The organism is Aureibaculum algae (assembly GCF_006065315.1).
GTDB lineage: Bacteria > Bacteroidota > Bacteroidia > Flavobacteriales > Flavobacteriaceae > Aureibaculum > Aureibaculum algae.
Genome location: NZ_CP040749.1, coordinates 3,652,600 through 3,675,000, shown reverse-complemented (window position 1 = coordinate 3,675,000; position 22,401 = coordinate 3,652,600). Strand labels below are relative to the sequence as shown.

16 protein-coding genes and 2 rRNA genes (1 of these 18 only partly in view) are annotated in these 22,401 nt (G+C 33.1%); 10 read left to right on the top strand and 8 right to left on the bottom strand.

Annotated features, from left to right (window positions below; all coding sequences use genetic code 11):
• The 7 genes from FF125_RS15430 to FF125_RS15400 all read left to right on the top strand — a co-directional run.
• Positions 1-739, top strand: a 23S ribosomal RNA gene (locus FF125_RS15430); it begins 2,142 nt to the left of the window's first position.
• Between the two features lie 145 nt (positions 740-884).
• Positions 885-994, top strand: a 5S ribosomal RNA gene (gene rrf / locus FF125_RS15425).
• 225 nt (positions 995-1,219) lie between these two features.
• Positions 1,220-1,822: a 3-keto-disaccharide hydrolase gene (locus FF125_RS15420; protein ID WP_138950601.1), complete on the top strand. Its 603-nt coding sequence runs from the start codon at positions 1,220-1,222 to the stop codon at positions 1,820-1,822.
• A 19-nt stretch (positions 1,823-1,841) separates the two neighbouring features.
• Entirely contained in the window at positions 1,842-2,696 is an 855-nt protein-coding gene (locus tag FF125_RS15415) for a phosphodiester glycosidase family protein (RefSeq protein WP_138950600.1), read from the top strand.
• A gap of 28 nt (positions 2,697-2,724) precedes the next feature.
• Positions 2,725-4,302 carry an arylsulfatase gene (locus tag FF125_RS15410; protein ID WP_138950599.1) on the top strand — a complete coding sequence of 526 codons (1,578 nt, stop codon included), beginning with the start codon at positions 2,725-2,727 and terminating at the stop codon, positions 4,300-4,302.
• 45 nt (positions 4,303-4,347) lie between these two features.
• Positions 4,348-5,703 (top strand): Gfo/Idh/MocA family protein, encoded by a 1,356-nt coding sequence (locus FF125_RS15405; RefSeq protein WP_138950598.1) that lies wholly within the window; start codon positions 4,348-4,350, stop codon positions 5,701-5,703.
• Between the two features lie 58 nt (positions 5,704-5,761).
• Positions 5,762-6,670 (top strand): sugar phosphate nucleotidyltransferase, encoded by a 909-nt coding sequence (locus FF125_RS15400; protein WP_138950597.1) that lies wholly within the window; start codon positions 5,762-5,764, stop codon positions 6,668-6,670.
• Positions 6,671-6,712: 42 nt separating this feature from the next.
• Here the strand turns inward: FF125_RS15400 and FF125_RS21960 are convergent, their stop codons facing one another.
• The gene (locus FF125_RS21960) at positions 6,713-6,853 is read right to left on the bottom strand and encodes a hypothetical protein (protein ID WP_157972932.1); all 141 of its coding nucleotides are present in this window, start codon (positions 6,851-6,853) and stop codon (positions 6,713-6,715) included.
• Positions 6,854-6,966: 113 nt separating this feature from the next.
• On the opposite strand from FF125_RS21960, the gene FF125_RS15395 reads away from it, so the two are divergent.
• Complete coding sequence (locus FF125_RS15395; RefSeq protein WP_138950596.1) at positions 6,967-8,502, top strand: serine hydrolase; 1,536 nt, start codon at positions 6,967-6,969, stop codon at positions 8,500-8,502.
• 158 nt (positions 8,503-8,660) lie between these two features.
• Here FF125_RS15395 and FF125_RS15390 read toward each other — a convergent pair whose 3' ends face one another.
• The 6 genes from FF125_RS15390 to FF125_RS15365 form a co-directional block, all read right to left on the bottom strand.
• Positions 8,661-10,118, bottom strand: a complete 1,458-nt coding sequence (locus FF125_RS15390; RefSeq protein WP_138950595.1) for a glutamate synthase subunit beta — start codon at positions 10,116-10,118, stop codon at positions 8,661-8,663.
• A 4-nt stretch (positions 10,119-10,122) separates the two neighbouring features.
• Positions 10,123-14,634, bottom strand: coding sequence for a glutamate synthase large subunit (gene gltB / locus FF125_RS15385; protein ID WP_138950594.1), 4,512 nt, complete (start codon positions 14,632-14,634; stop codon positions 10,123-10,125).
• 227 nt (positions 14,635-14,861) lie between these two features.
• The gene (locus tag FF125_RS15380; protein ID WP_138950593.1) at positions 14,862-16,094 is read right to left on the bottom strand and encodes an ammonium transporter; all 1,233 of its coding nucleotides are present in this window, start codon (positions 16,092-16,094) and stop codon (positions 14,862-14,864) included.
• 9 nt (positions 16,095-16,103) lie between these two features.
• Positions 16,104-16,454 (bottom strand): P-II family nitrogen regulator, encoded by a 351-nt coding sequence (locus FF125_RS15375; protein WP_138950592.1) that lies wholly within the window; start codon positions 16,452-16,454, stop codon positions 16,104-16,106.
• 124 nt (positions 16,455-16,578) lie between these two features.
• Entirely contained in the window at positions 16,579-17,877 is a 1,299-nt protein-coding gene (locus FF125_RS15370; RefSeq protein WP_138950591.1) for an ammonium transporter, read from the bottom strand.
• 81 nt (positions 17,878-17,958) lie between these two features.
• Positions 17,959-19,035: an outer membrane beta-barrel protein gene (locus FF125_RS15365; RefSeq protein WP_138950590.1), complete on the bottom strand. Its 1,077-nt coding sequence runs from the start codon at positions 19,033-19,035 to the stop codon at positions 17,959-17,961.
• A gap of 420 nt (positions 19,036-19,455) precedes the next feature.
• On the opposite strand from FF125_RS15365, the gene FF125_RS15360 reads away from it, so the two are divergent.
• On the top strand, positions 19,456-20,253 hold the full coding sequence (locus tag FF125_RS15360) for a tRNA pseudouridine synthase A (protein WP_138950589.1): 798 nt from the start codon (positions 19,456-19,458) through the stop codon (positions 20,251-20,253).
• Between the two features lie 12 nt (positions 20,254-20,265).
• Here the strand turns inward: FF125_RS15360 and FF125_RS15355 are convergent, their stop codons facing one another.
• Complete coding sequence (locus FF125_RS15355; RefSeq protein WP_138950588.1) at positions 20,266-21,792, bottom strand: carboxypeptidase-like regulatory domain-containing protein; 1,527 nt, start codon at positions 21,790-21,792, stop codon at positions 20,266-20,268.
• Between the two features lie 193 nt (positions 21,793-21,985).
• On the opposite strand from FF125_RS15355, the gene FF125_RS15350 reads away from it, so the two are divergent.
• The gene (locus FF125_RS15350) at positions 21,986-22,375 is read left to right on the top strand and encodes a hypothetical protein (protein ID WP_138950587.1); all 390 of its coding nucleotides are present in this window, start codon (positions 21,986-21,988) and stop codon (positions 22,373-22,375) included.
• Positions 22,376-22,401: the final 26 nt, after the last annotated feature.

Sequence of the window (22,401 nt, the reverse complement as noted above, 5' to 3'; positions counted from 1 at the left end):
AGCGGCGTCGCTAGGCGTTGTGGAGTCACCGTTGAAATACCACCCTTTGCTTATTCGAAGCCTAACCCAGTGATGGGGACAGTGCTTGGTGGGTAGTTTGACTGGGGTGGTCGCCTCCAAAAGAGTAACGGAGGCTTCTAAAGGTACCCTCAGCACGCTTGGTAACCGTGCGTAGAGTGCAATGGCATAAGGGTGCTTGACTGCGAGACTGACAAGTCGATCAGGTTGGAAACAAGAGCATAGTGATCCGGTGGTTCCGTATGGAAGGGCCATCGCTCAAAGGATAAAAGGTACTCCGGGGATAACAGGCTGATCTCCCCCAAGAGCTCATATCGACGGGGGGGTTTGGCACCTCGATGTCGGCTCGTCACATCCTGGGGCTGGAGAAGGTCCCAAGGGTTGGGCTGTTCGCCCATTAAAGTGGCACGCGAGCTGGGTTCAGAACGTCGTGAGACAGTTCGGTCTCTATCTGTAGCGGGCGTTAGAAATTTGCGTGGATCTGATTCTAGTACGAGAGGACCGAATTGGACTGACCTCTGGTGTACCAGTTGTTCCGCTAGGAGCACTGCTGGGTAGCTACGTCGGGAAGGGATAAGCGCTGAAAGCATATAAGCGCGAAACCCACCACTAGATGAGATTTCTTTAAAGGGTCGTGGAAGATTACCACGTTGATAGGCTATAGGTGTAAAGGCAGTAATGTCATAGCCGAGTAGTACTAATAACCCATAGGCTTATGTACGCTTACTCCCTGTTGGGCAACTAACAGGGAGTGAAAACTCTTTTTTTTTATAAAAAAGCTGTTTTTAATTTAATTACGATTTACTATATCATTATTTTTTATATGTCAACTCTTACAGTTTTGATAACTCAGAACTGAAACAGTTTAAGGTGATTATAACGATAGGGCTCACCTCTTTCCATCCCGAACAGAGAAGTTAAGCCTATCAGTGCAGATGGTACTGCCACTAGGTGGGAGAGTATGTCGTCGCCTTTCTTTTAAACCTTCATTATTAATTTAATGAAGGTTTTTTTATGCAATAAACTTTCATTTTCGTTTTTAGACACAATAATATTCAGTAGTTCATAGTAATTTCTAATTTTTCGGCAAAAAAACTATTTATATGTGAATATTAAGTAGTAGTTTTAAACCAAGGATTAATTTAAATTTATAGATTAATAAAAAACAATTTATATTTATAATAATTAAAATTTTAAAAATATGCATATCAAATTGAGCTTAGGAATGTTACTATCTATTTTATTTTTAAGTTGTGCATCTTCTCAAAAGACAACAAGTCTCTTTAATGGTAAAGATTTATCGGGATGGGAAGTTTATGGGACAGAGAAATGGGCAGTGGAAGATGGGTTATTAGTTTGTGAAAGTGGACCTGATAAAAATTATGGTTATTTAGCCACTGATAAAGACTACAAAAATTTTGAATTAACTGTTGACTTTAAACAATCAGCAAATGGAAATAGTGGGGTGTTTTTTAGATCAAGTATTGAGGGAACAAAAATAGCAGGTTGGCAGGTTGAAGTGGCTCCACCTAAACACGATACAGGAGGGATTTACGAATCTTACGGGAGAGGATGGTTGATAAAACCGGACACAGAAAAAGACAAATATTTAAAATTTGGAGAATGGAATACTATGAAAATTCGTGTAGTAGGAAATACTGTTACTACTTGGTTAAATGGAAATCAAATGATAGAATTAAAAGATGCAAAAATAGGTGAAGCTAATGGGAAAATAGCATTACAAATTCATGATGGTGGGGGAATAAAAGTTTTTTGGAAGAATATTGTTGTAACCAAAATTTAAGACTTTTTCATGATTTAATATGATTTCTAATTTTTATAAAATAGATGATGTTAATTGTTACAATTTGATAATTGTCTTTTTTATCTTTTACCCTTTTTTTTCTTTTTCACAAGAAAAGTTAGTTAAAAAAAGTACATATATAGACCAGAATTTAATTCATTTACAAATAATTGATAGTCTCAATGGTAATCAACAGTTTATAAATATTCTAAAATTCCCAAATAGTAATTTAGATAGTTTAGAACTTAATTCTGAAAAAGGTCTGAATAAACTCGATAGAACAAGTACAATTTCTCAAGATTTTAATGCCATAGCGGCGGTTAATGGAGGTTTTTTTAATATGAAAACAGGTGATTTAATTACCTATTTCGAAAAAAATGATTCTGTTTTATATAAAACAATCTCAGATTCAATACGTAGAAGTAAGGACGATTATTTTCTAAATGGAGCTATTGTGATTGATGATAATAATGAGTTAAGGCTCGAGGTTGCAAAGTCAGATTTGTTTTATAAAAATTCTGATGCTGAACGTATGGTAATGGTAACTGGACCGATGCTTTTGAAAAATAGATTACCTTTAAAGTTGGCTGAGATACCATTTGTAACTAATAAACATCCTAGAACTTGTATTTGCACGTCTAATGATGAAATTTTTTTAATAACAATTGATGGAAGAAGAGAATTGGCTCGAGGCATGAACCTTTTGGAACTTCAAAATTATCTTTTAGATTTAGGATGTATAGATGCACTGAACTTAGATGGCGGTGGCTCTACTACAATGTGGATAAAAAATAGGGGCGTGGTGAATATACCGAGTGATAAAAATGGAGAAAGATCCGTTTCCAACAATTTAATGATTATAAAAAAGAGTTAAAATATATTATTTATTTCAAAAATTAACAATGAAGAGTTCCATATTCAGAATTACCATTACAGGATTGACGATACTGATTTTGTTTTCGTGTAAAAGAGATATTAGTAGTACTAAAGAAGTAAACATAAAACCAAATATCATCTATATTTTGGCGGATGATTTGGGGTACGCAGAGTTGGGAGCGTTTGGACAAGAAAAAATTGAAACTCCAAATATTGATGCATTAGCTAAAAGTGGTATGCGTTTTACCCAACATTACACTGGCTCCCCAGTTTGTGCTCCAGCAAGATATAATTTGCTTACCGGTAAACATTCTGGTCATTCATATGTTAGAGGTAATGATGAATGGAGAGATCGTGGTAAAGTATGGGATTATAAAGCTATGATTTTAGATTCTACTTTGGAAGGCCAAAGACCTATACCTTTAAATACCGTAACCATAGCGAATAAATTAAAACAGGTTGGTTATAATACGGGAATGGTAGGTAAATGGGGGTTGGGTGCTCCACACACAAAATCGATTCCAAATAATTTTGGTTTCGATTATTTTTTCGGATTCAATTGCCAACGACAAGCACATACTTATTATCCTGTTCACCTATATGAAAATGAAGTAAAATATCCATTAAGAAATGATACTATTGCTCCAAATACCAAATTAGATAAAGATGCAGACCCATATAATTCTGCAAGTTATGCAAAGTATAATCTGAATGATTATGCTTCAGAAATTATGTTTACTAAAATAACTGAATACGTAGAAAAAAATAAAAAAGAACCTTTCTTTATGTATTGGGCAGATCCAATACCTCATGCAGCATTGCAAGCTCCAAAACGCTGGGTGGATTATTATGTTAAAAAGTTAGGGGAAGAGGAGCCCTACGTTGGTAATAGAGGGTACTTCCCTGCAAGAAACCCACGTGCAACATATGCAGCAATGGTTTCTTATTTGGATGAAAACGTTGGTAAATTGGTAGCTCAACTAAAGAAAGAAGGGATTTATGAAAATACACTAATTATTTTTTCATCGGACAATGGACCTACATACAATGGAGGTACAGATTCACCATGGTTTGATAGTGCTAAACCATTTAGAAGTGAGTACGGATATGGGAAAGGCCATTTATATGAGGGAGGAATTCGTATTCCTATGATTGCATCATGGCCTGATAGAATAAAAGCAGGATCTGAAACTAATTTAATTTCAGCACACTATGATGTTATGGCTACACTTTTGGATATTACGGAGCAAAATAAAGCTGAAAAGATGGATGGTATCAGTTTTTTACCAACGCTTTTAGGAGAAGTTGAAAAGCAGAAAAAACATGAATTTTTGTTTTGGGAATTTCCAGAATATGGAGGTCAAGTAGCTATAAGAATGGGTGAATGGAAAGTAATAAGACGTAATCTTAAAGACAAAAAAGCTGAGCCAACACTGGAGTTATATAATTTAAATACGGATATTAGAGAAGAAAACAATGTTGCAGAGATGCATCCGGATATTTTAGAAAAAGCGGCTAAAATATTTGAAACGGAACATACAAATGCAGAAGTTGAACGTTTTAGAATACCATTAGTTGAAAGGGGATTATTAACTAACGAATAAACTTTTAAAATGCCATTAAATAGAAGTAAACCTATTATATAGACTATGAATTCACGAAGAAATTTCATCAAAAAATCAGCCATAGTAGGTGCTGGTATTTCGGTATTACCAAATTTAACATATGGTTTTAGTACAAAAAAAGACAAATTGAAAGTAGCCTTAATAGGTGTTGGTCTTAGAGGTACAAATCACTTAACTAATTTATTACAACGAGAAGATGTTGTTGTAACAGCTATTTGTGATGTTGATCCTGTTAGAATAAAAATTGCAGAAGAGCATATAAAAAAGCATAAAAATCCAAAAGTTCAAGTTTTCGGAAAAGATGATTACGATTATAAAAATCTATTGGAGTTAAAAGAAATAGACGCAGTTATTATTGCAACACCCTGGTTATGGCATACACGTATGGCCGTTGATTCTATGAAGGCAGGAAAATATACAGGGTTAGAAGTTTCAGCAGCTAATACTTTGGAAGAATGTTGGGATTTAGTAAATGTTCATGAAGAAACTGGTTCACATTTAATGATTTTAGAAAATGTTAACTATCGTAGAGATGTATTAGCTGTACTCAATATGGTAAAGCAAAATGTATTTGGTGAAATGATACATTTTAGATGTGGATATCAGCATGACTTGCGTTTTGTTATGTTAAACGACGGTAAATCGGCTTATGGTAAGGGAGTAGAGTTTGGAGATAAAGGAATATCAGAAGCAGCATGGCGAACACAACACTCAGTATTGCGAAATGCAGATGTATATCCAACACATGGTGTTGGTCCCATTGCGGTCATGTGTAATGTAAATAAAGGGAACCGAATGGTTTCATTGACCTCTCATGCTACTAAGAGTAGAGGGATGCACAATTATATAGTTGAAAATGGAGGGGAGAATCATCCAAACGCAAAAGTAAATTTTAAAATGGGAGATGTGATAACATCAACCATTGAAACTGCAAACGGTGAAACAATTATTGTAACCCATGATGTGCATTTGCCAAGACCATACTCACTAGGTTTTAGGGTTCAAGGAACAAAAGGGTTATGGGAAAAAGATGGAGATAGAATTTATATTGAAGGACAGTCTAAAAAACCACATGAATGGGACGATTCAAAAGAATGGTTAGAGAAATATGATCATCCGCTTTGGAAGAAATATGGAGAGCATGCTTTGGGTGCTGGTCATGGAGGTATGGACTTTTTTGTTATCAACGCATTTGTAGAATCAGCAAAAGAAAATATTGCACCACCAATGGATGCTTATGATGCAGCAGCTTGGAGTGCAATTACACCATTATCAGAACTATCAATCGAAAATAATGGAGAACCACAAGACTTTCCAGATTTCACAAGAGGGAATTGGATTAAAAACAAACCCTATAACTGGATGAAAGGGACATTTTAATTTTTACATACTATATCTTTACAGCAGATTTAATTATTATTATTATTATTATTATTATATGGATAAAGCGAAACCCACACTTGTAATATTAGCGGCAGGAATAGGTAGCCGTTACGGTGGATTAAAACAATTGGATACATTTACTTCAGAAGGAGATACAATTTTAGATTTTTCAATTTATGATGCATTAAGAGCTGGGTTTGGGAAATTTGTATTTATCATTCGAAAAAGTATTGAAAACGAGTTTAAAAGTGTTTTTGATAAAAAATTAAAAGGTAAAGCTAACGTTGAATATGTTTTTCAAGAAGTTGAAAATGTACCTGAGGCATATCAAAATATTGGTAGGAAAAAACCTTGGGGAACTGCCCATGCCTTGCAAATGGCTAAAGATGTTGTTCATGAAAATTTTGCCGTAATTAATGCGGATGATTTTTATGGTAAAGAAGCTTTTGAAGTTATGGCAAATACGTTATTAAAAACTGATAAGAATTCTTATTCGTTTAATATGATGGGGTATTTACTTAAAAATACGGTTTCTGATTATGGTTTTGTTTCAAGAGGAGAATGCCAAGTAAATGAATCTGGGTATTTATCTTCTGTTATTGAGCGAACGCATATTGAAAAAGTAGATAATAAGTTGTTACGCAAAGACGATCAAGGAAATTTTATTGCTATAGATGAAAACACAGTAGTTTCCATGAATTTTTGGGGATTTACACCCAAATATTTTGAATTTGGAGATGAACTGTTTAATGAATTCTTGGCAGTAAATAAAACGAATTTAAAAGCTGAATTTTTTATTCCTTTAGTTGTCAATTCTATTATAAAATCGAATAAGGCAACTTTAAAAGTATTAACGTCCAATGCAGAATGGTTTGGGGTTACTTATAAAGAAGATAAAGAATTTGTGCAGAAAGCGATAGCTGAATTGAAAGTTAAAAATATTTATCCAACTCATCTATTCTAAATTCTCATTTAATGTATAATGATTAATTAAATAGCTTTTCAATTACGACTTTAACGGATGCTTTGCAAGTTTAATTAAATGATCTAATTCCTTATTCTGACCTGTTACAAACAATAAAAAGAATAATGGTAAATTAGTAAGATGTATTAAAAGTAAACCGAATGTATTAGAAATGTTTTTCATGTAATAGGATTTTATTATATAACAATTTTCTGTTTAAAACTCCCACTCCATAATTGAAAAAAGTTTAACTTTATCAGATAATCTTATTATAAACTTTCTATAATTATCAAATAATGAAAAAACTAATACTACTTTTTCTGGTATTCAGCGTATTAAGCACCGTTTCTATTGCTCAAAAATCACCAAAAGTTAATCTTAAAAAATTAGATCAGTATTATTCTAAAATGGTTAAGGATTGGGATATACCTAGTGTCACAATTGGTATTGTAAAAGATGGTAAATTGGTTTTTACAGGGAGTTATGGTGTAAAGGAAGTTGGAAAAAATGACAGGCCCGATGCGAATACTAATTATGCTATTGCCTCTAACTCTAAAGCTTTTACGAGTTCAATAATAGGAATGTTGGTTGATGAAGGAAAATTAAATTGGAATGATAAAGTTAAAGACTATTTACCTTATTTTGCGGTTTATGATCCATGGGTGAGTGCTAATGTAACTATTCGTGATTTATTAAGTCATCGAGTTGGTTTAGGTACTTTTAGTGGTGATGTTATTTGGTATAAATCTGATTTAAGTGCTGAAGAAATAGTAAAAAGGATTCAATTTATTCCTAAAGCTTATGATTTTAGGGCAGGTTATGGATATTCAAATGTAATGTATATTACTGCTGGTGAAGTTATCAGAGCTGTAACAGGTAAAAGCTGGGCGGAAAATGTGAAGGAAAGAATATTTAATCCTTTAAAAATGGAAAGAACGGTTACAAATCCTGATAAATTGGATCAATTAGGTAATTATGCAACTCCACATGCACGAGAAAATAATGTTAACATTCCTATTGATTGGGTAAATTGGGAAGAAATAGGTGCCTTAGGAGGTGTAATTTCTAATGTAAATGATATTTCTAAATGGATGATCTTAAATCTGAACAATGGAATTAACGGAAAAGATACATTATTTTCAAAAATAACAAGAAATATGGTTTGGACACCACATAACAATCATATGGTGGACCAAACGAAAAAGAATGATTTTAATCGTCATTTTAATGCTTATGGATTAGGGTGGGGCTTGAGTGATTATCATGGAAATTTACGTGTGGGTCATACAGGTGGATATGACGGAATGATTACAGCCATTACTATGATTCCTGATAAAAAGTTAGGAGTTGTGGTTTTAAGTAACGGTATGAAAAGCCCAATTATGGCGGCTACTTATTACGCATTAGATCAGTTTTTGGGTCAAGAAACAGTTGATTGGTCTGCAAAAATGTTGGCAGACAATAATAGCAATCAAAAAAGTGATACCAGAGTAAGCGATAGAAAATTAAAAAGAGTCATGAATACAACGTCATCTGTTCCTTTGGATGATTATGTAGGTACTTATAAAAGTGATATTTATGGTGATATTACCATAAGTATATCCGGAGATGATTTAAAAATGAAATTTGAACATTCACCAGATTTATCAGCAACATTAGAACATTGGCATTATGATGTTTTTGAAATTAAATGGGATGTAAAACATGCTTGGTTTAATTTTGGAACTGTAAAATTTAATCTCGATAATAATTTAAAAGTTCAAGGACTCGATTTTGATGTGCCTAATGATGATATTTTCTTTGAAGAGCTAAAACCTTATAAAGTGAATTAGGTTTTATTTTAATGATTATAAGAGAAAGCAGTTCTAAACGTAGCTTATTGGAAATAGAATATCATAAATAAAAATTCCTTCTTTCAATTGAAAGGAGGAATTTTTATTTGAACTATTGATATAAAATTTGATTATGTTCTATGTAAGAACAGATGATTCTAGTGTACAGACAATAAATCTCCACTACCTTTGGTTGCTAGGTTTGTACGCCCCATTAAAAATCTATCAACTTCTCTCGCTGCTTCTCTACCTTCGGATATTGCCCAAACAATTAATGATTGGCCTCTACGCATATCTCCAGCTGCAAAAATATTTGGCACATTGGTTTGGTATTTCGTAGCTTTATAATTACTTCTAACATCTGTCTCTAAACCTAATTGGTCACTTAACGTAGCTTCTGGGCCTGTAAACCCAAGGGCAAGTAAAGCCAAGTCACAAGGCCAAGTTTTTTCAGTACCTTCTATTTCAATTAACTGAGGCCGTTGACCTGGAACCATTTTCCATTCAACATTTATTGTTTTTAAAGCAGTTAATTTTCCGTCTTTATCTTTAATGAATTCTTTGGTGTTGATAAGCCAGTTTCTTTCTACACCTTCTTTATGAGAAGAAGTAGTTTTTAACTGCAATGGCCAGTAAGGCCAAGGAGTAGTTGGTGAACGATGTCCTGGTGGTTTAGGCATAATTTCAAAATTCACTACAGATTTTGCTCCATGACGATTAGAAGTACCTACGCAATCAGAACCTGTATCTCCACCACCAATTACTATAACATTTTTGTCTGTAGCCATTACTTGGTCTTTTATTTCTTTACCAAATAATACTTTAGTTTGCTGTGTTAAGAAATCCATTGCTTGTACCACACCTATTGCATCAATACCAGGAGTTGGTAAACTTCGTCTAACTGTTGCTCCACCACATAAAACTACGGCGTCAAAAGCTTTTAAATCCTCAACTTTATAATTTACACCAACATTTACATTTGTTTTAAATATAATTCCTTCTGCAATTAGAATTGCCAAGCGACGATCTATAATTCCTTTTTCCATTTTAAAATTGGGAATTCCATAGCGTAATAAACCGCCAATAGCATCATCTCTTTCAAAAACTGTAACTAAATGTCCGGCTCTATTTAATTGTTGAGCAGCAGCTAATCCAGCAGGACCAGAACCAACAACGGCAATGGTTTTACCCGTTCGTACTTTTGGAGGGTGTGGTTTAATCCAACCTTCTTTAAAAGCACGTTCTACAATACTTTTTTCGATATTTTCTATAGAAACAGGATCTTCAATAATACCTAATACGCATGATTTTTCACACGGTGCTGGACATAAGCGTCCTGTAAACTCTGGAAAGTTATTCGTTGAATGTAATAACCATGATGCTTTTTGCCATTCACCTTGATATACCATATGGTTAAAATCGGGAATTAAATTTCCAAGTGGACAACCACTATGACAAAATGGAATACCGCAATCCATGCAACGTGAACCTTGTTCTGTGATTTCAGACTCATTCAAAGGCACTGTAAATTCTTTATAATTTTTTACACGATCTTTTACTTCCGTGTACTTTTCATCTTGTCTTTCAAACTCTTTAAATCCTGTAATTTTTCCCATGACACTATGCTATTGTTAATTCTTCAACTAATTGTTCTTCTGTCTCTAAACGTATTAATGCTCGTTTGTATTCTGTTGGCATCACACGCACAAAATTACTTAAGCTAGTTGCCCAATCTGAAAGTAATCTCTGACCTTTTTTACTATTGGTATAGAGTACATGTTTTTTAATTAAATCTTGTAAATCTAAAGCATCTTCTGCTGAAATTTCTTCAAATTCAATTGTTTCTTGATTACATAATCCATTTACAAATTTTTTGCCAGGATCATAAACATAAGCGACACCACCACTCATACCTGCGGCAAAATTTCTACCTGTTTTACCTAAAACAACAACTTTACCACCTGTCATATATTCACAACAATGATCTCCAACACCTTCAACAACGGCAGTTGCTCCTGAGTTACGAACGGCAAAACGTTCACCTGCAATACCATTTATATAGGCTTCACCTTGTACGGCTCCAAATAAACAAACATTACCTACAATGATGTTTTCTTCGGCTAAAAAGTCAGCTGTTGCTGGTTTCTTTATAATTAGTTTCGCACCTGAAAGGCCTTTACCAAGATAATCGTTCGTATTTCCTTCTAAGGTAAATGTTAGTCCGTGTGCTCCAAATGCTCCAAAACTCTGTCCTGCAGATCCTGTAAAATTAATATTTAAGGTGTCTTCAGGTAAACCTAAATGACCATAAATTTTTGAAATTTCGTTACTAACAATTGCACCTACGGTACGGTTTACATTTTTAATAGGATATTCTAGCGTCATTTTTACTTTTCTGTACAATGCCCTGTGCGAATCTTTTAAAATTGTAAAATCTAAAACATTATCCAGATTATGGTCTTGTTGTTCCGTATTTTTTACAATTAATTTACGATAAGATGACGGTCTATGTAAGATACTAGATAAATCTAATCCTTTAGCTTTATAATGATGTATGGCTTTATTCGCATTAATTTTATGCGTTTGGCCTACCATTTCTTCTAATGTTCTAAATCCTAATTGAGCCATAATTCCTCTAAGTTCTTCTGCTATATAGAAGAAGAAATTTATGACATGTTCTGGCGTTCCTTTGAAGTTTTTACGTAATTCTTTATCCTGTGTAGCGATGCCAACAGGACACGTATTCAAATGACATTTTCTCATCATAATACATCCTGATGCGACTAACGGAGCAGTAGCAAATCCGAATTCTTCAGCACCTAATAAAGCAGCTATAGCAACATCACGACCTGTTTTTAATTGACCGTCACATTCTACAACAATTCTACTTCTTAATTTATTTAATACTAATGTCTGTTGTGCTTCTGCCAAACCAAGTTCCCAAGGTAAACCAGCATGTTTTAAAGATGTAAGTGGGGATGCCCCCGTACCACCATCGTAACCTGAAATTAGAACAACATCAGCTTTTGCTTTTGCTACACCTGCAGCAATTGTACCTACACCAACTTCCGAAACTAATTTTACATTAATTCGAGCGTCACGATTGGCATTTTTTAAATCGAAAATTAACTGTGCTAAATCTTCAATAGAGTATATGTCATGATGCGGAGGAGGAGAGATTAATCCAACAAATGGCGTTGAATTACGTACAGCGGCAATCCACGGATACACTTTTTCTCCCGGTAATTGACCACCTTCTCCAGGTTTTGCACCTTGAGCCATTTTGATTTGAATTTCTTTGGCATTTGACAAATAGTGAGATGTAACACCAAATCGACCAGATGCTACTTGTTTTATGGCCGAGTTACGACTATCCCCATTACTATCTTTTTGAAATCGTTTTCTATCTTCACCACCTTCACCAGAATTAGACTTACCTCCAATACGATTCATGGCAATGGCTAAATTTTCATGAGCTTCTCTTGAAATAGACCCATAAGACATTGCCCCAGTTTTAAATCGTTTTACTATTTCCGTCCAAGGTTCAACTTCTTCAATTGGAATTGGGTCTAAATTATCAAACTCAAATAAACCACGAATGGTCATTAAGCTTTCTGATTGCTCATTAATAGCATTTGCATAGACATCATAACTATCTTGATCACTTAATCTAACGGCTTGTTGTAATTTAGCAACAGTAGTTGGATTAAATAAATGCTTTTCACCTTTACGTCTCCATCTATACTCACCACCAATATTAAGCCCTAGTTTTCTGTTAATTTTATTATCTGGATAGGCATTTTTATAGCGTTGATTTATTTCTTTTTCAATTTCATATAAACCAATACCTTCTATTCTTGAAGTTGTGTATGGGAAGTATTTTTCTACAAATTGAGAGTTAAAACCAACAATTTCAAAAATTTGAGAACCTCGATACGAATGTAACGTTGAGATTCCAATTTTGTTCATGATTTTTAAAATACCCTTTCCTATAGCTTTATTAAAGTTATCAACTGCTTTTTGCTCATCCATGCCCTTAATAAAGCCTTCTTTCACCTGTATTCTGATAATCTCGTTTACCATGTACGGATTTATGGCACTAGCACCATAACCAAACAAAGTAGCAAATTGATGTGGCTCACGTGGTTCAGCAGATTCAATAATAATATCAAAATAAGAACGTTTTCTCAAACGATTCAGTTGATGATTTACATAAGAACAAGCTAATAATGCAGGAATTGGAGCAAACTCTTGGCTTACACCTCTGTCCGATAGAATAATTATATTTGTTTTTCTTTCTATTGCTTTTTCAATTTGAACAATTATATTTTCTAAGGCATCTTCAAGTCCGTTTAGACCTTGTGCTTTTGGATATAAAATTTCTATGGTTTCCGCCTTAAAGCTTTCAATAGAAATTGATCGAATTTTCTCTAAATCAGCATTTGAAATTACTGGATTTTGAATTCTTAATTTTCTACATTGTCTTTCTGTAATACTAAAAATATTTCGGTCTTTACCTAAGTTAAGGCTAATGTCTGTTACAATTTCTTCACGAATACCGTCTAAAGGAGGGTTCGTTACCTGAGCAAATAACTGCTTAAAATAATTTGATATTAATTGAGGTCTATCTGATAAAACAGCCAAAGGCGTATCAATACCCATTGATCCTAACGCTTCTTTACCCACAATGGCCATCGGTGTAATTACTTCTTGAATATCTTCAAAGGTATAGTTAAATAAGCGTTGTCTTGTTTTGATATCTAAAGTTTCAATTGGGCACGTTTCGTTTGTATACGGAACATCTTTTAAATGAAGTCTTTTTTTATCTAACCATTCTCTATAAGGCCTTTCTGAAACAATTTTACTTTTTATTTCCTTATCATTAATTATACGACCGTTATTCATGTCTACTAAAAACATTTTACCCGGTTCTAAACGACCATGACTTTCAACATCAGAAGGGTCAATATCTACAACTCCAATCTCAGAAGACATGATTAGTTTTCCACTTTTGGTAACTGTATATCTAGATGGTCTTAATCCATTTCTATCTAATAGGGCACCAATATAATCGCCATCAGTAAAAGGCACTGATGCAGGACCATCCCAAGGTTCCATTATACATCCGTTGTATTCGTAAAAAGCTTTACGTTCATCAGACATTGTTTGGTGTTTTTCCCAAGCTTCAGGAATCATCATCATCATAATTTCAGGCAAAGAACGTCCTGTATGAGTTAATAGTTCTACGACCATGTCCATAGAAGCAGAATCGGATTTTCCTGGAAGGATAATTGGGAATAATTTTTCTATTTGTGGACCAAAAACATCACTTTTCATGATTTCTTCACGTACTCGCATTCTACTTACATTACCACGTAAAGTATTAATTTCACCATTTTGACACATAAATCGGAATGGTTGAGCTAACTCCCAAGTAGGCATTGTGTTTGTAGAGAAACGTTGATGCACTAATGCCAAACGTGTCACTAAATCTATTTCTTGTAAATCAGTATAATATGGCCCAATATCTTCAGGCATAATTATACCCTTGTATATTAATGTAGTATTAGATAAACTAGGTAGGTAAAAATACCCACCTTCAGATATTTTTGATTTTCTAATGCTATGTTCCGTAATTTTACGAGCTGCATATAACTTAGCTTTAAAAGTGGCCTCGTCAATGTTTTCATCTTTACCAATAAAAATTTGCTCAATATTAGGTTCTGACGCTAACGCTATTTCTCCTAAATGGGAAGAGTCTACAGGGACTACTCTCCATCCTAATAAAGAAAGCCCTTGTGCTTTTATCTCTTTTTCAAAAGTGTCTTTACAAAACTGGTATTGATTATTTACTTTAGGTAGAAAGACCATTCCCACAGCATATGCTCTGGCTTCTGGAAGTTGAAAATCACAAACACGTTGAAAATATTCATGAGGGATATCAATTAATAGACCTGCACCATCTCCGGTTTTTCCATCAGAACTTACACCTCCTCTATGTTTTAATTTTACAAGAATTTCTAAGGCGTCGTGTATAATTTGATTCGTTTTCTCACCTTTGAGATTACAAATAAAACCTGCACCGCAATTTTCATGTTCAAATTCGGGTAAGTATAGTCCTTGTTGCTTCATAAATTATAATTAGGTCTACAAAATTAAGCAAATTGATAGAAATAATTTAGGATATGCAATAGTATGTTGTAAATAATGTGGTAATAAGAATATTTAACCAATATAAATTAAGGACTCTAAATTTAATAGTAATTAAATTATCATATTGACAATATAGCAACAGAAAATACACGGCTAAACCAGTGTTTAACCGTGTAAAATTTAGAAATTAGGACTAACTTAAACTTTTAATGTTCGTTCATTCTAAAATCAGGATATGCATCCATACCGTGTTCATGAACGTCTAAACCTTCAAGTTCTTCTCGCTCGGAAACTCGAATTCCGACCGTTTTCTTTAATGTAAATAATATTATAAACGATGTTATTATACAAAATACGGCATAAGACGCCACACCAATTAATTGGCTGACGAATTGTGCTCCACTGGCTAATTCTCCAAAAAGGCCAACAGCTAATGTCCCCCAAATTCCACATATTAAATGGACAGCAATTGCTCCAACAGGATCGTCTAATTTTAATTTGTCTACTAAAGCAACACCAAAAACAATAATGGCTCCAGCGATACCTCCAATTAAGATAGCATCCATAGGGCTCATTTGATCTGCACCGGCTGTTATGCCAACTAAACCACCAAGAATACCATTTAAAAACATGGTTAAATCGTAGTTTTTATATTTTAATGTAGAAACTAAGAACGCAATTACGCCACCCGCCGCAGCAGCTAAACTAGTATTTACTAAAGTTAAAGATGTTAATGCAGGGTCGGCAGATAGAACAGATCCTCCGTTGAAACCGAACCATCCTAACCATAGAATTAAAACACCAGCTGTTGCTAATGGTATGTTGTGACCAGGAATAGCTTGTGGTTTACCATTTTTAAATTTTCCAATTCTAGAGCCTAATAACCAAACAGCTACCAAAGCAGCCCATCCTCCTACAGAATGCACTAGCGTTGAACCGGCAAAGTCATAAAAAGGAGTTTCTAGTGTTTTTAGAAATCCACCACCCCAAAACCATGAACCTGTAATTGGGTAAACAAGGCCTACGTAAATGACTACGAAAATCATAAATGGTCCTAATTTAATTCTTTCAGCAACTGCACCAGAAACTATAGTAGCTGCAGTAGCAGCAAACATTCCTTGAAAAAGGAAATCTGTCCAATATGTATAACCCGAATTGTAAGCTAGGTCTAAAGTGCCTTCTGCATTTAATGGTGCTTCTAAACCAAATCCTGCAAAACCAATAAATCCGTTAAATTCACCTGGATACATTAGGTTAAACCCTACTAGACAATAAAGTAGTAGACCAACAGTGATTATGAATATATTTTTAAATAATATGTTGAGAGTGTTTTTTTGTCTTGTTAATCCGATTTCCAAAAGTGAAAATCCTAAATGCATAAAAAATACTAATGCCGTACAGATCATCATCCATACATTGTTAATTGTAAGTAATTCCATAGTTAGTTGTTATTTTGATTTTTTCTTTAAAGTTTCTCCACCTTTTTCTCCAGTTCTTATACGATATGCTTCTGATATGTCAGAAACAAAAATTTTACCATCTCCAACATCACCGGTTGAAGCAGCTTCTAGTAAAGCTTTAATGGTAATTTCTTCAAAATCATCATTTACTACTATTGATAGGTATCTACGTTGTATGTCTTGAGTACTATAGCTAACACCTCTGTAAACGTGAGCTTCTTTTTCATTACCTAATCCCGTTACATCCCAGTAGGAAAAAAAGTTAACATCAACGTTGTGTAATGCTTCTTTTACTTGAATAAATTTAGATTTTCGGATAATAGCTTCTATTTTTTTCATAATATCAAATCTTATATTGTTTAGTTTGTTTCAATAATAAGAAAATATTTAGATTTTTCAATCTAAATATTTTCTTATTAATTGATAAAGGTCTCCCTTGCTTGAGTTTTAATATAAATTTTTCTTATTCAATTTCTCTTTGTCTTTTACCGTGGTAAGCAATTGAACCGTGTTCTGTAAGATCTAGACCAGTGATTTCTTCTTCTTCGGTAACTCGTAAGCCAACAGTTTTCTTCATTATGATTAAGAAAACAAAAGATAATACAACTGCCCAGAATGCATATGCAAATACACCAATAGCTTGAGCTCCAAGTTGAGCAGCTCCACCACCATTAAATAATCCGATACCGGCGTCACCGTCTATACCCCATAATCCTATTACTAGTGTTCCCCAAGCTCCACAAATACCGTGAACAGAAATAGCACCAACTGCATCATCAATTTTTAATGTTTTTTCAATGAATCCAATTGAATATACTACAAGTATACCCCCAATTAAACCCGCAAGTACAGCACCGCCTTCTCCCATGTTTCCACATCCGGCAGTAATACTTACAAGTCCAGCAAGTGCACCGTTTAAGGTCATACTTAGGTTTGGTTTACCATCTTTAATCCAAGTTAATAATAGTGCACCAATTGCCCCAGCAGATGCTGCAAGATTGGTTACAAGAATTACTTGAGAAGCAGCAACTGCATCAGCTCCACCCCAGGCTAATTGAGAACCACCATTAAATCCGAACCATCCTAACCAAAGGATAAAAACACCTAAAGTAGCATACATTTGATTATGTCCAGGTAGCTCAACAGGTTTGCCATTAATGTATTTTCCAATTCTTGGACCTACCATCCAAGCCGCAACTAATGCTGCCCATCCACCAACAGAGTGAACGATTGAAGAACCTGCAAAATCAATAAATTCAGCTGGCATAAATGAAGCTGTGTTTAACCAACCACCATTCCATTCCCATCCTCCTGCAATTGGATAGATAAAAGCAGTTAAAACGATACTGAATATAGCATAGGTTGTGTATTTTGTTCGACCCGCAATTGCTCCAGATACAATAGTTGCTGCTGTGGCGGCAAAAACAGTTTGAAAGAATAAATCAGCAGCACCTTGAGAAAAAGTAAAGCCTCCCCAATGAAAATAACCTCCACCAGAAACATCTGAACCGTACATCAAAGAATATCCGATAAACCAAAAGGCCAAAGAGCCAACTGCGATATCTAGAAAGTTTTTCATTGCAATGTTTACTGCATTTTTAGAATCTGTCATTCCAGATTCGACAAGGAAGAAACCTGCTTGCATAAAGAATACAAGAATTGCTGCAATAACCATCCATAACATTCCCATGTCGTCTTTCGTGGCCATTTCAACTACTTCCGCAGTGTCTTGTATAAAAAGAGGTAAATTTAATATTGACATAATTATTTGGTTTTTAAGGGTTAGTATTAAAGATTAAGCAAAGCCTGTAACTATACTTGCTTTGCTTAATTTTTTAAAGTATTAGTCAAACTTGTAAATAGCTGCTAATGTAAATGCAGATAAGCTATTTGCAGCTTCTCCTTTAGAATTTACATAAGGCTCATTATTATCAACATTGCTCCAAGAATCTAATCTGATTTCTGGCTTAATAATTAAGTTTTCAATGGTGTAGCTAGCTGTTAACGTTGTAGCGAATACACTTGGTAAGTCATCAAAATCTTTTGAGTGATATCCAAAATACTCTCCTCTTAAACCAATGCTAAAAGAATCAGATGTAGCTAATTGTGGGTATAAGGCAGCACCGTAGAAACCTTGATCATCACTTGTTTGGTATGCTCCGTTAATTCCTAAGAAGAAGCTATCAGATAAATCGAATCCACCTGTGTAATCAACTTCAAAACCTAAACCACCATAATTACCACTATCATAGTAGAAGTTTAAGTATTGACCAGAATAACCTATTTGAGCACCAAGTGAATATTCACCAGTTGTTGAAACATCATTAGTATCCCAAGGATTCATAATTGCAAGCATTAAGCTAAAATCATCAGATAATGTAAAGTCTGCTTTTAAACCTAGATGTGAAAAAGGACCGTTCGAAAATAAATAAGAAGTACTGTAGTTAAAGTTTGCTGCTGGAGAAATAACTTCATATCCTAAAAACGTATTAAAACGTCCCATGGTTAATTTAGTTCCTTCAGAAACATTCCAATAAACGTATGCTTGATTTACGATACCGTCTATAATATCACTATTAAAAGTTGCAGCTGCACCTCGTGGTCCTGAAACTAAATCAAGAACAGCACCTATTTTCTCTCCTTCGTAACTTACAATTAAATTACCCATACCTAAAGCAAAACCAGATTGTTCTGCAAAAGCGGTTCCGAAAGACTGGTCTAAATCATCAGAAGTGGATAAATAAGATTGGTAGTAAGCATCTACTGAACCAGAAATAGAAAGTTTGTTTTTTTTCTCTTCTCCTTCAGTTTGGGCAATTGCATTTATGCCACTTAATAGTATTGCTATTGTTAAAATACTTTTTGTAAATCTTAAATTTTTAAGTTTTGATTTACTTTCATGTTTTGTAATTAATTTCATAAAGTTGATTTTTAATTTGAATAATATGTTTTGTCTTACAGCGGTCAAATGTAGAAATTAATTTGAATAAAAAAAGGGGGTGCACTTGTTAAAAGTAGTAATTTGAATTATTATTGATAAAAATATAGGGGGTATAATTTTAAAAATATAAAATTTAGTTAATTTGGTGTCTAAAAAATAGGGGGTATTAAAATTTAAACTATAATTTTAATAATATGATAAAAATGCAGTTTTAAGAAAAAAATATCATTTTCGGTAAGATTGTGTAGTATTTTAACTGAAAAAATGTTGATTGATAGTTTTTTTGTGTAAATAACATATTAATGTATTAAAAACAGCTCACATTTGTTACATATTAGATAATGTGGAATAGTGTTTAAAGATTTATATATATTGCATTATTAATAATGGCATGTATTTATGAAGTATCAGTTTACCTATTTGATTAATTTACAATTCTTAGGCTTTCGTTTTCATGGTTGGCAAAAACAAACCAATGCAAAAACGCTCCATGAAATGGTTGATAAAACCTTATCTTTTGTGTTTAAACATCGGGATTATAAAACACTTGGGGTGGGTAGAACGGATGCTAAGGTGTCTGCTAGCAACTATGTTTTTCAGCTTTTTTGTGATGAAGAATTAGAATTGAAATCATTTATGAAAGATTTGAATTCTAATTTTCCTCCAGATTTTAAAGGTTTAGCTATTGAAAAGACGACTAGTAATTTTAATATAATTCAACATCCTAAGGTTAAGGAATATTTGTATTTCTTTTCTTTTGGGGAAAAAAATCATCCTTTTGCTGCACCTTTTATAGTAGGGTTAGAAGAACATTTGGATATTGAGTTGATGATACAGGGGGCAAAACTATTTGAAGGCGAGCACTTTTTTCATAAATATTGTACACAACCTTCAGCTCATACTATTTTTAAACGAACTATTGATTGTTGTGAAATTGTTAAAAATGACATCTACACTGCCAATTTTTTTCCTGAAAAGAGTTATTGTTTACGTGTTAAGGGGAGTGGGTTTTTACGTTATCAAATAAGATTGATGATGGGGGTATTATTTAAATTAGGAAAGGGGGAGCTAGATTTAGACTTTATTGAACAATCCCTAATGGAAAATAATGATCGTAAATTTTTTCCGACTATTGCTCCCAGTTCGGGGTTGCAATTGTATGATTTGGAATTTAATAATTCTTCAAGTAGTAGTTAATTTCAAATTTATTTATTCTTTTTTAATGCCTTCTGGTGTATTCATCCAATATTTATTTTCACCATTATATTTAGAAATACAGTTATCAATTAATGGTTTATCTATTAAATAACAGCTGTCTTTAAATTTTAAACTGTCTTTATTGTCTAAAACAAATAACTCTCTATACTGTTTATATTTTAAGATTTTTTTTCTGCCTAATAAATTTCCATTGATGTCTTTAAAGTTTGAAATTTTAGCAGTAACTCTTGCTATTTTATAATTTTTATTTTTGAAATTAACTATTATGGTTTTATCCTTAACAATAATATCTTCAACCTCCAATTTTTTACCCGTCACCGAATAAAAGGTATAAAAATCTTTATTATTGACGGATTCCTCATCAACTTCATTATTCATTCTTAATTTTAAATATGTAGGGTATAAATATTTATTAATTATTCTGAAATAAGTGTTATCAGTTTTATCAACAATATTGAACGTGTTGTTAAATGAAATATATTTTAAATACATTAAAGAATCGATAGATTGTTCTCGACCATATTCCATTGTAATGTTATATATCTCTTTGTCATCTTCTTTGTTCATGCATTTGTAAATAATTTTATGGATGGCAAAATTATTGGGTTCAACATACAGTTCTCCTAATATATTAATCCAAGGTACGGTTTTGAGTTTGTTATTCGTAAATTCAATTTTATAAAGCATAAGGTTGTTATTGTAAACGGGCTTTGCTTTTGAAAATTTATGGTTTTTTAATAAATCTCGAGTTAATTTATAAATGTAAGAAAATGAGTTTGTGTTATAGTTTCGTATAGCATCATGTACTCGGAGAATAAAAAGTTCATTACCACCTTGATCAGGTATAAAGGCGTCAGTGATAAATTTTTTAGAATCTGAATAATTTACAGGATTTAGTGTATCATAAAGTATGGGTAAATCTTCCCTTAAAAAATCTGTGTTTACTTTATAGTCTAATAATCTATATTTATTTAGGTTACTATTGGCATCAAAACCATTATCGAATGTGTGAACGATGCCTTCATTCAGATTTATATATTCATTCTTGTGTTTTTGATAGTCTCTGTAATAGGAGACATAAGTAAAAGGATCAGTAGGGTAATTTTTTGATATATTTTTTATTACTTCTTTAATCACCTTTTTAGATCTTATCTTGTCTTTAAGGGGTGTTAATTTAACTTCGCCTAGTGTAAAAATAGCTGGTTGCAAGTAAATATTATTTACATCATTTATTTTGAATTTGCTAAACGCTATTAACTGTCTGTTGTAACCAATGAATGATATTGATATAGTATCTGACAAGAAATTTGGTCTTATGCTGATTCTAAAATCACCTTCTTCATTTGCAGCAAGTCCTAAGTTATTATTTGCTAATAATACAGTAGCAAAGGGTAGTGGTTCTTTGGTCTTAGCATCAAATACTTTTCCATTAATAAAGTCTGAAGACTGCCCAAAAAAGCTAAAGGAAATAAAACAGAACAAGAAGGAAAATAATGACTTTTGAATGTTGGTATTCATGTGGTTGATAGTTGGAGATTGCTTTATATTGCGACTAGATAGTGCACAAAAATTGTACCGTTTTTCACATATTATTTGTTGTTTTAAGATATGTTTATCATTGGATTAATTATAATTAGCTCTGGATTTTGGATGTCTAAAGTAAAATTAAATTATTTGAGTTACATTTTAATGATTTAACCGTCATTATTATATGCGTATCATTATTATATGTTTTCTATTAAATTTTTTTAATTCGAATTCTCAAGAAATTAATAGAATTGATTTTATTGGTTCTTGGACTTATGCAGGGTATAATATAATTGGTTCGTATTGCGGATGTTTTCGGGAGTCAGAAGAATCAAAAGCTGTTGAATTGTTTCAAATTGAATTTTGTACCTCAGGAGAGTTTCGGATTGTTAATCAAAAAAAAGGAGAATTAACACAAATTGAAAAATTTGGGCTATGGGTACTTTTTGAAGTAGAAAAGTTAAAAATGAAAATTGATGATGAAGAAATAATCTTTAAAATTGAAATAAATAATAAAAAACTTTACCTGTCAACTAAATGTGCTCAAGCAGAATTTATTAGAAGCGAATTATAGCATAATTGTATGAACACATTAAGGTT

What these genes read in the sequence shown, in the direction of transcription:
- gltB (WP_138950594.1), bottom strand. Translation starts at nt 14,634, where the DNA reads ATGAAGCAACAAGGACTATACTTACCCGAATTTGAACATGAAAATTGC.
- FF125_RS15360 (WP_138950589.1), top strand. Translation starts at nt 19,456, where the DNA reads ATGAAGTATCAGTTTACCTATTTGATTAATTTACAATTCTTAGGCTTT.
- FF125_RS15370 (WP_138950591.1), bottom strand. Translation starts at nt 17,877, where the DNA reads ATGTCAATATTAAATTTACCTCTTTTTATACAAGACACTGCGGAAGTA.
- FF125_RS15415 (WP_138950600.1), top strand. Translation starts at nt 1,842, where the DNA reads ATGATTTCTAATTTTTATAAAATAGATGATGTTAATTGTTACAATTTG.
- FF125_RS15400 (WP_138950597.1), top strand. Translation starts at nt 5,762, where the DNA reads ATGGATAAAGCGAAACCCACACTTGTAATATTAGCGGCAGGAATAGGT.
- FF125_RS15365 (WP_138950590.1), bottom strand. Translation starts at nt 19,035, where the DNA reads ATGAAATTAATTACAAAACATGAAAGTAAATCAAAACTTAAAAATTTA.
- FF125_RS15355 (WP_138950588.1), bottom strand. Translation starts at nt 21,792, where the DNA reads ATGAATACCAACATTCAAAAGTCATTATTTTCCTTCTTGTTCTGTTTT.
- FF125_RS15390 (WP_138950595.1), bottom strand. Translation starts at nt 10,118, where the DNA reads ATGGGAAAAATTACAGGATTTAAAGAGTTTGAAAGACAAGATGAAAAG.
- FF125_RS21960 (WP_157972932.1), bottom strand. Translation starts at nt 6,853, where the DNA reads ATGAAAAACATTTCTAATACATTCGGTTTACTTTTAATACATCTTACT.
- FF125_RS15375 (WP_138950592.1), bottom strand. Translation starts at nt 16,454, where the DNA reads ATGAAAAAAATAGAAGCTATTATCCGAAAATCTAAATTTATTCAAGTA.
- FF125_RS15420 (WP_138950601.1), top strand. Translation starts at nt 1,220, where the DNA reads ATGCATATCAAATTGAGCTTAGGAATGTTACTATCTATTTTATTTTTA.
- FF125_RS15410 (WP_138950599.1), top strand. Translation starts at nt 2,725, where the DNA reads ATGAAGAGTTCCATATTCAGAATTACCATTACAGGATTGACGATACTG.
- FF125_RS15395 (WP_138950596.1), top strand. Translation starts at nt 6,967, where the DNA reads ATGAAAAAACTAATACTACTTTTTCTGGTATTCAGCGTATTAAGCACC.
- FF125_RS15405 (WP_138950598.1), top strand. Translation starts at nt 4,348, where the DNA reads ATGAATTCACGAAGAAATTTCATCAAAAAATCAGCCATAGTAGGTGCT.
- FF125_RS15350 (WP_138950587.1), top strand. Translation starts at nt 21,986, where the DNA reads ATGCGTATCATTATTATATGTTTTCTATTAAATTTTTTTAATTCGAAT.
- FF125_RS15380 (WP_138950593.1), bottom strand. Translation starts at nt 16,094, where the DNA reads ATGGAATTACTTACAATTAACAATGTATGGATGATGATCTGTACGGCA.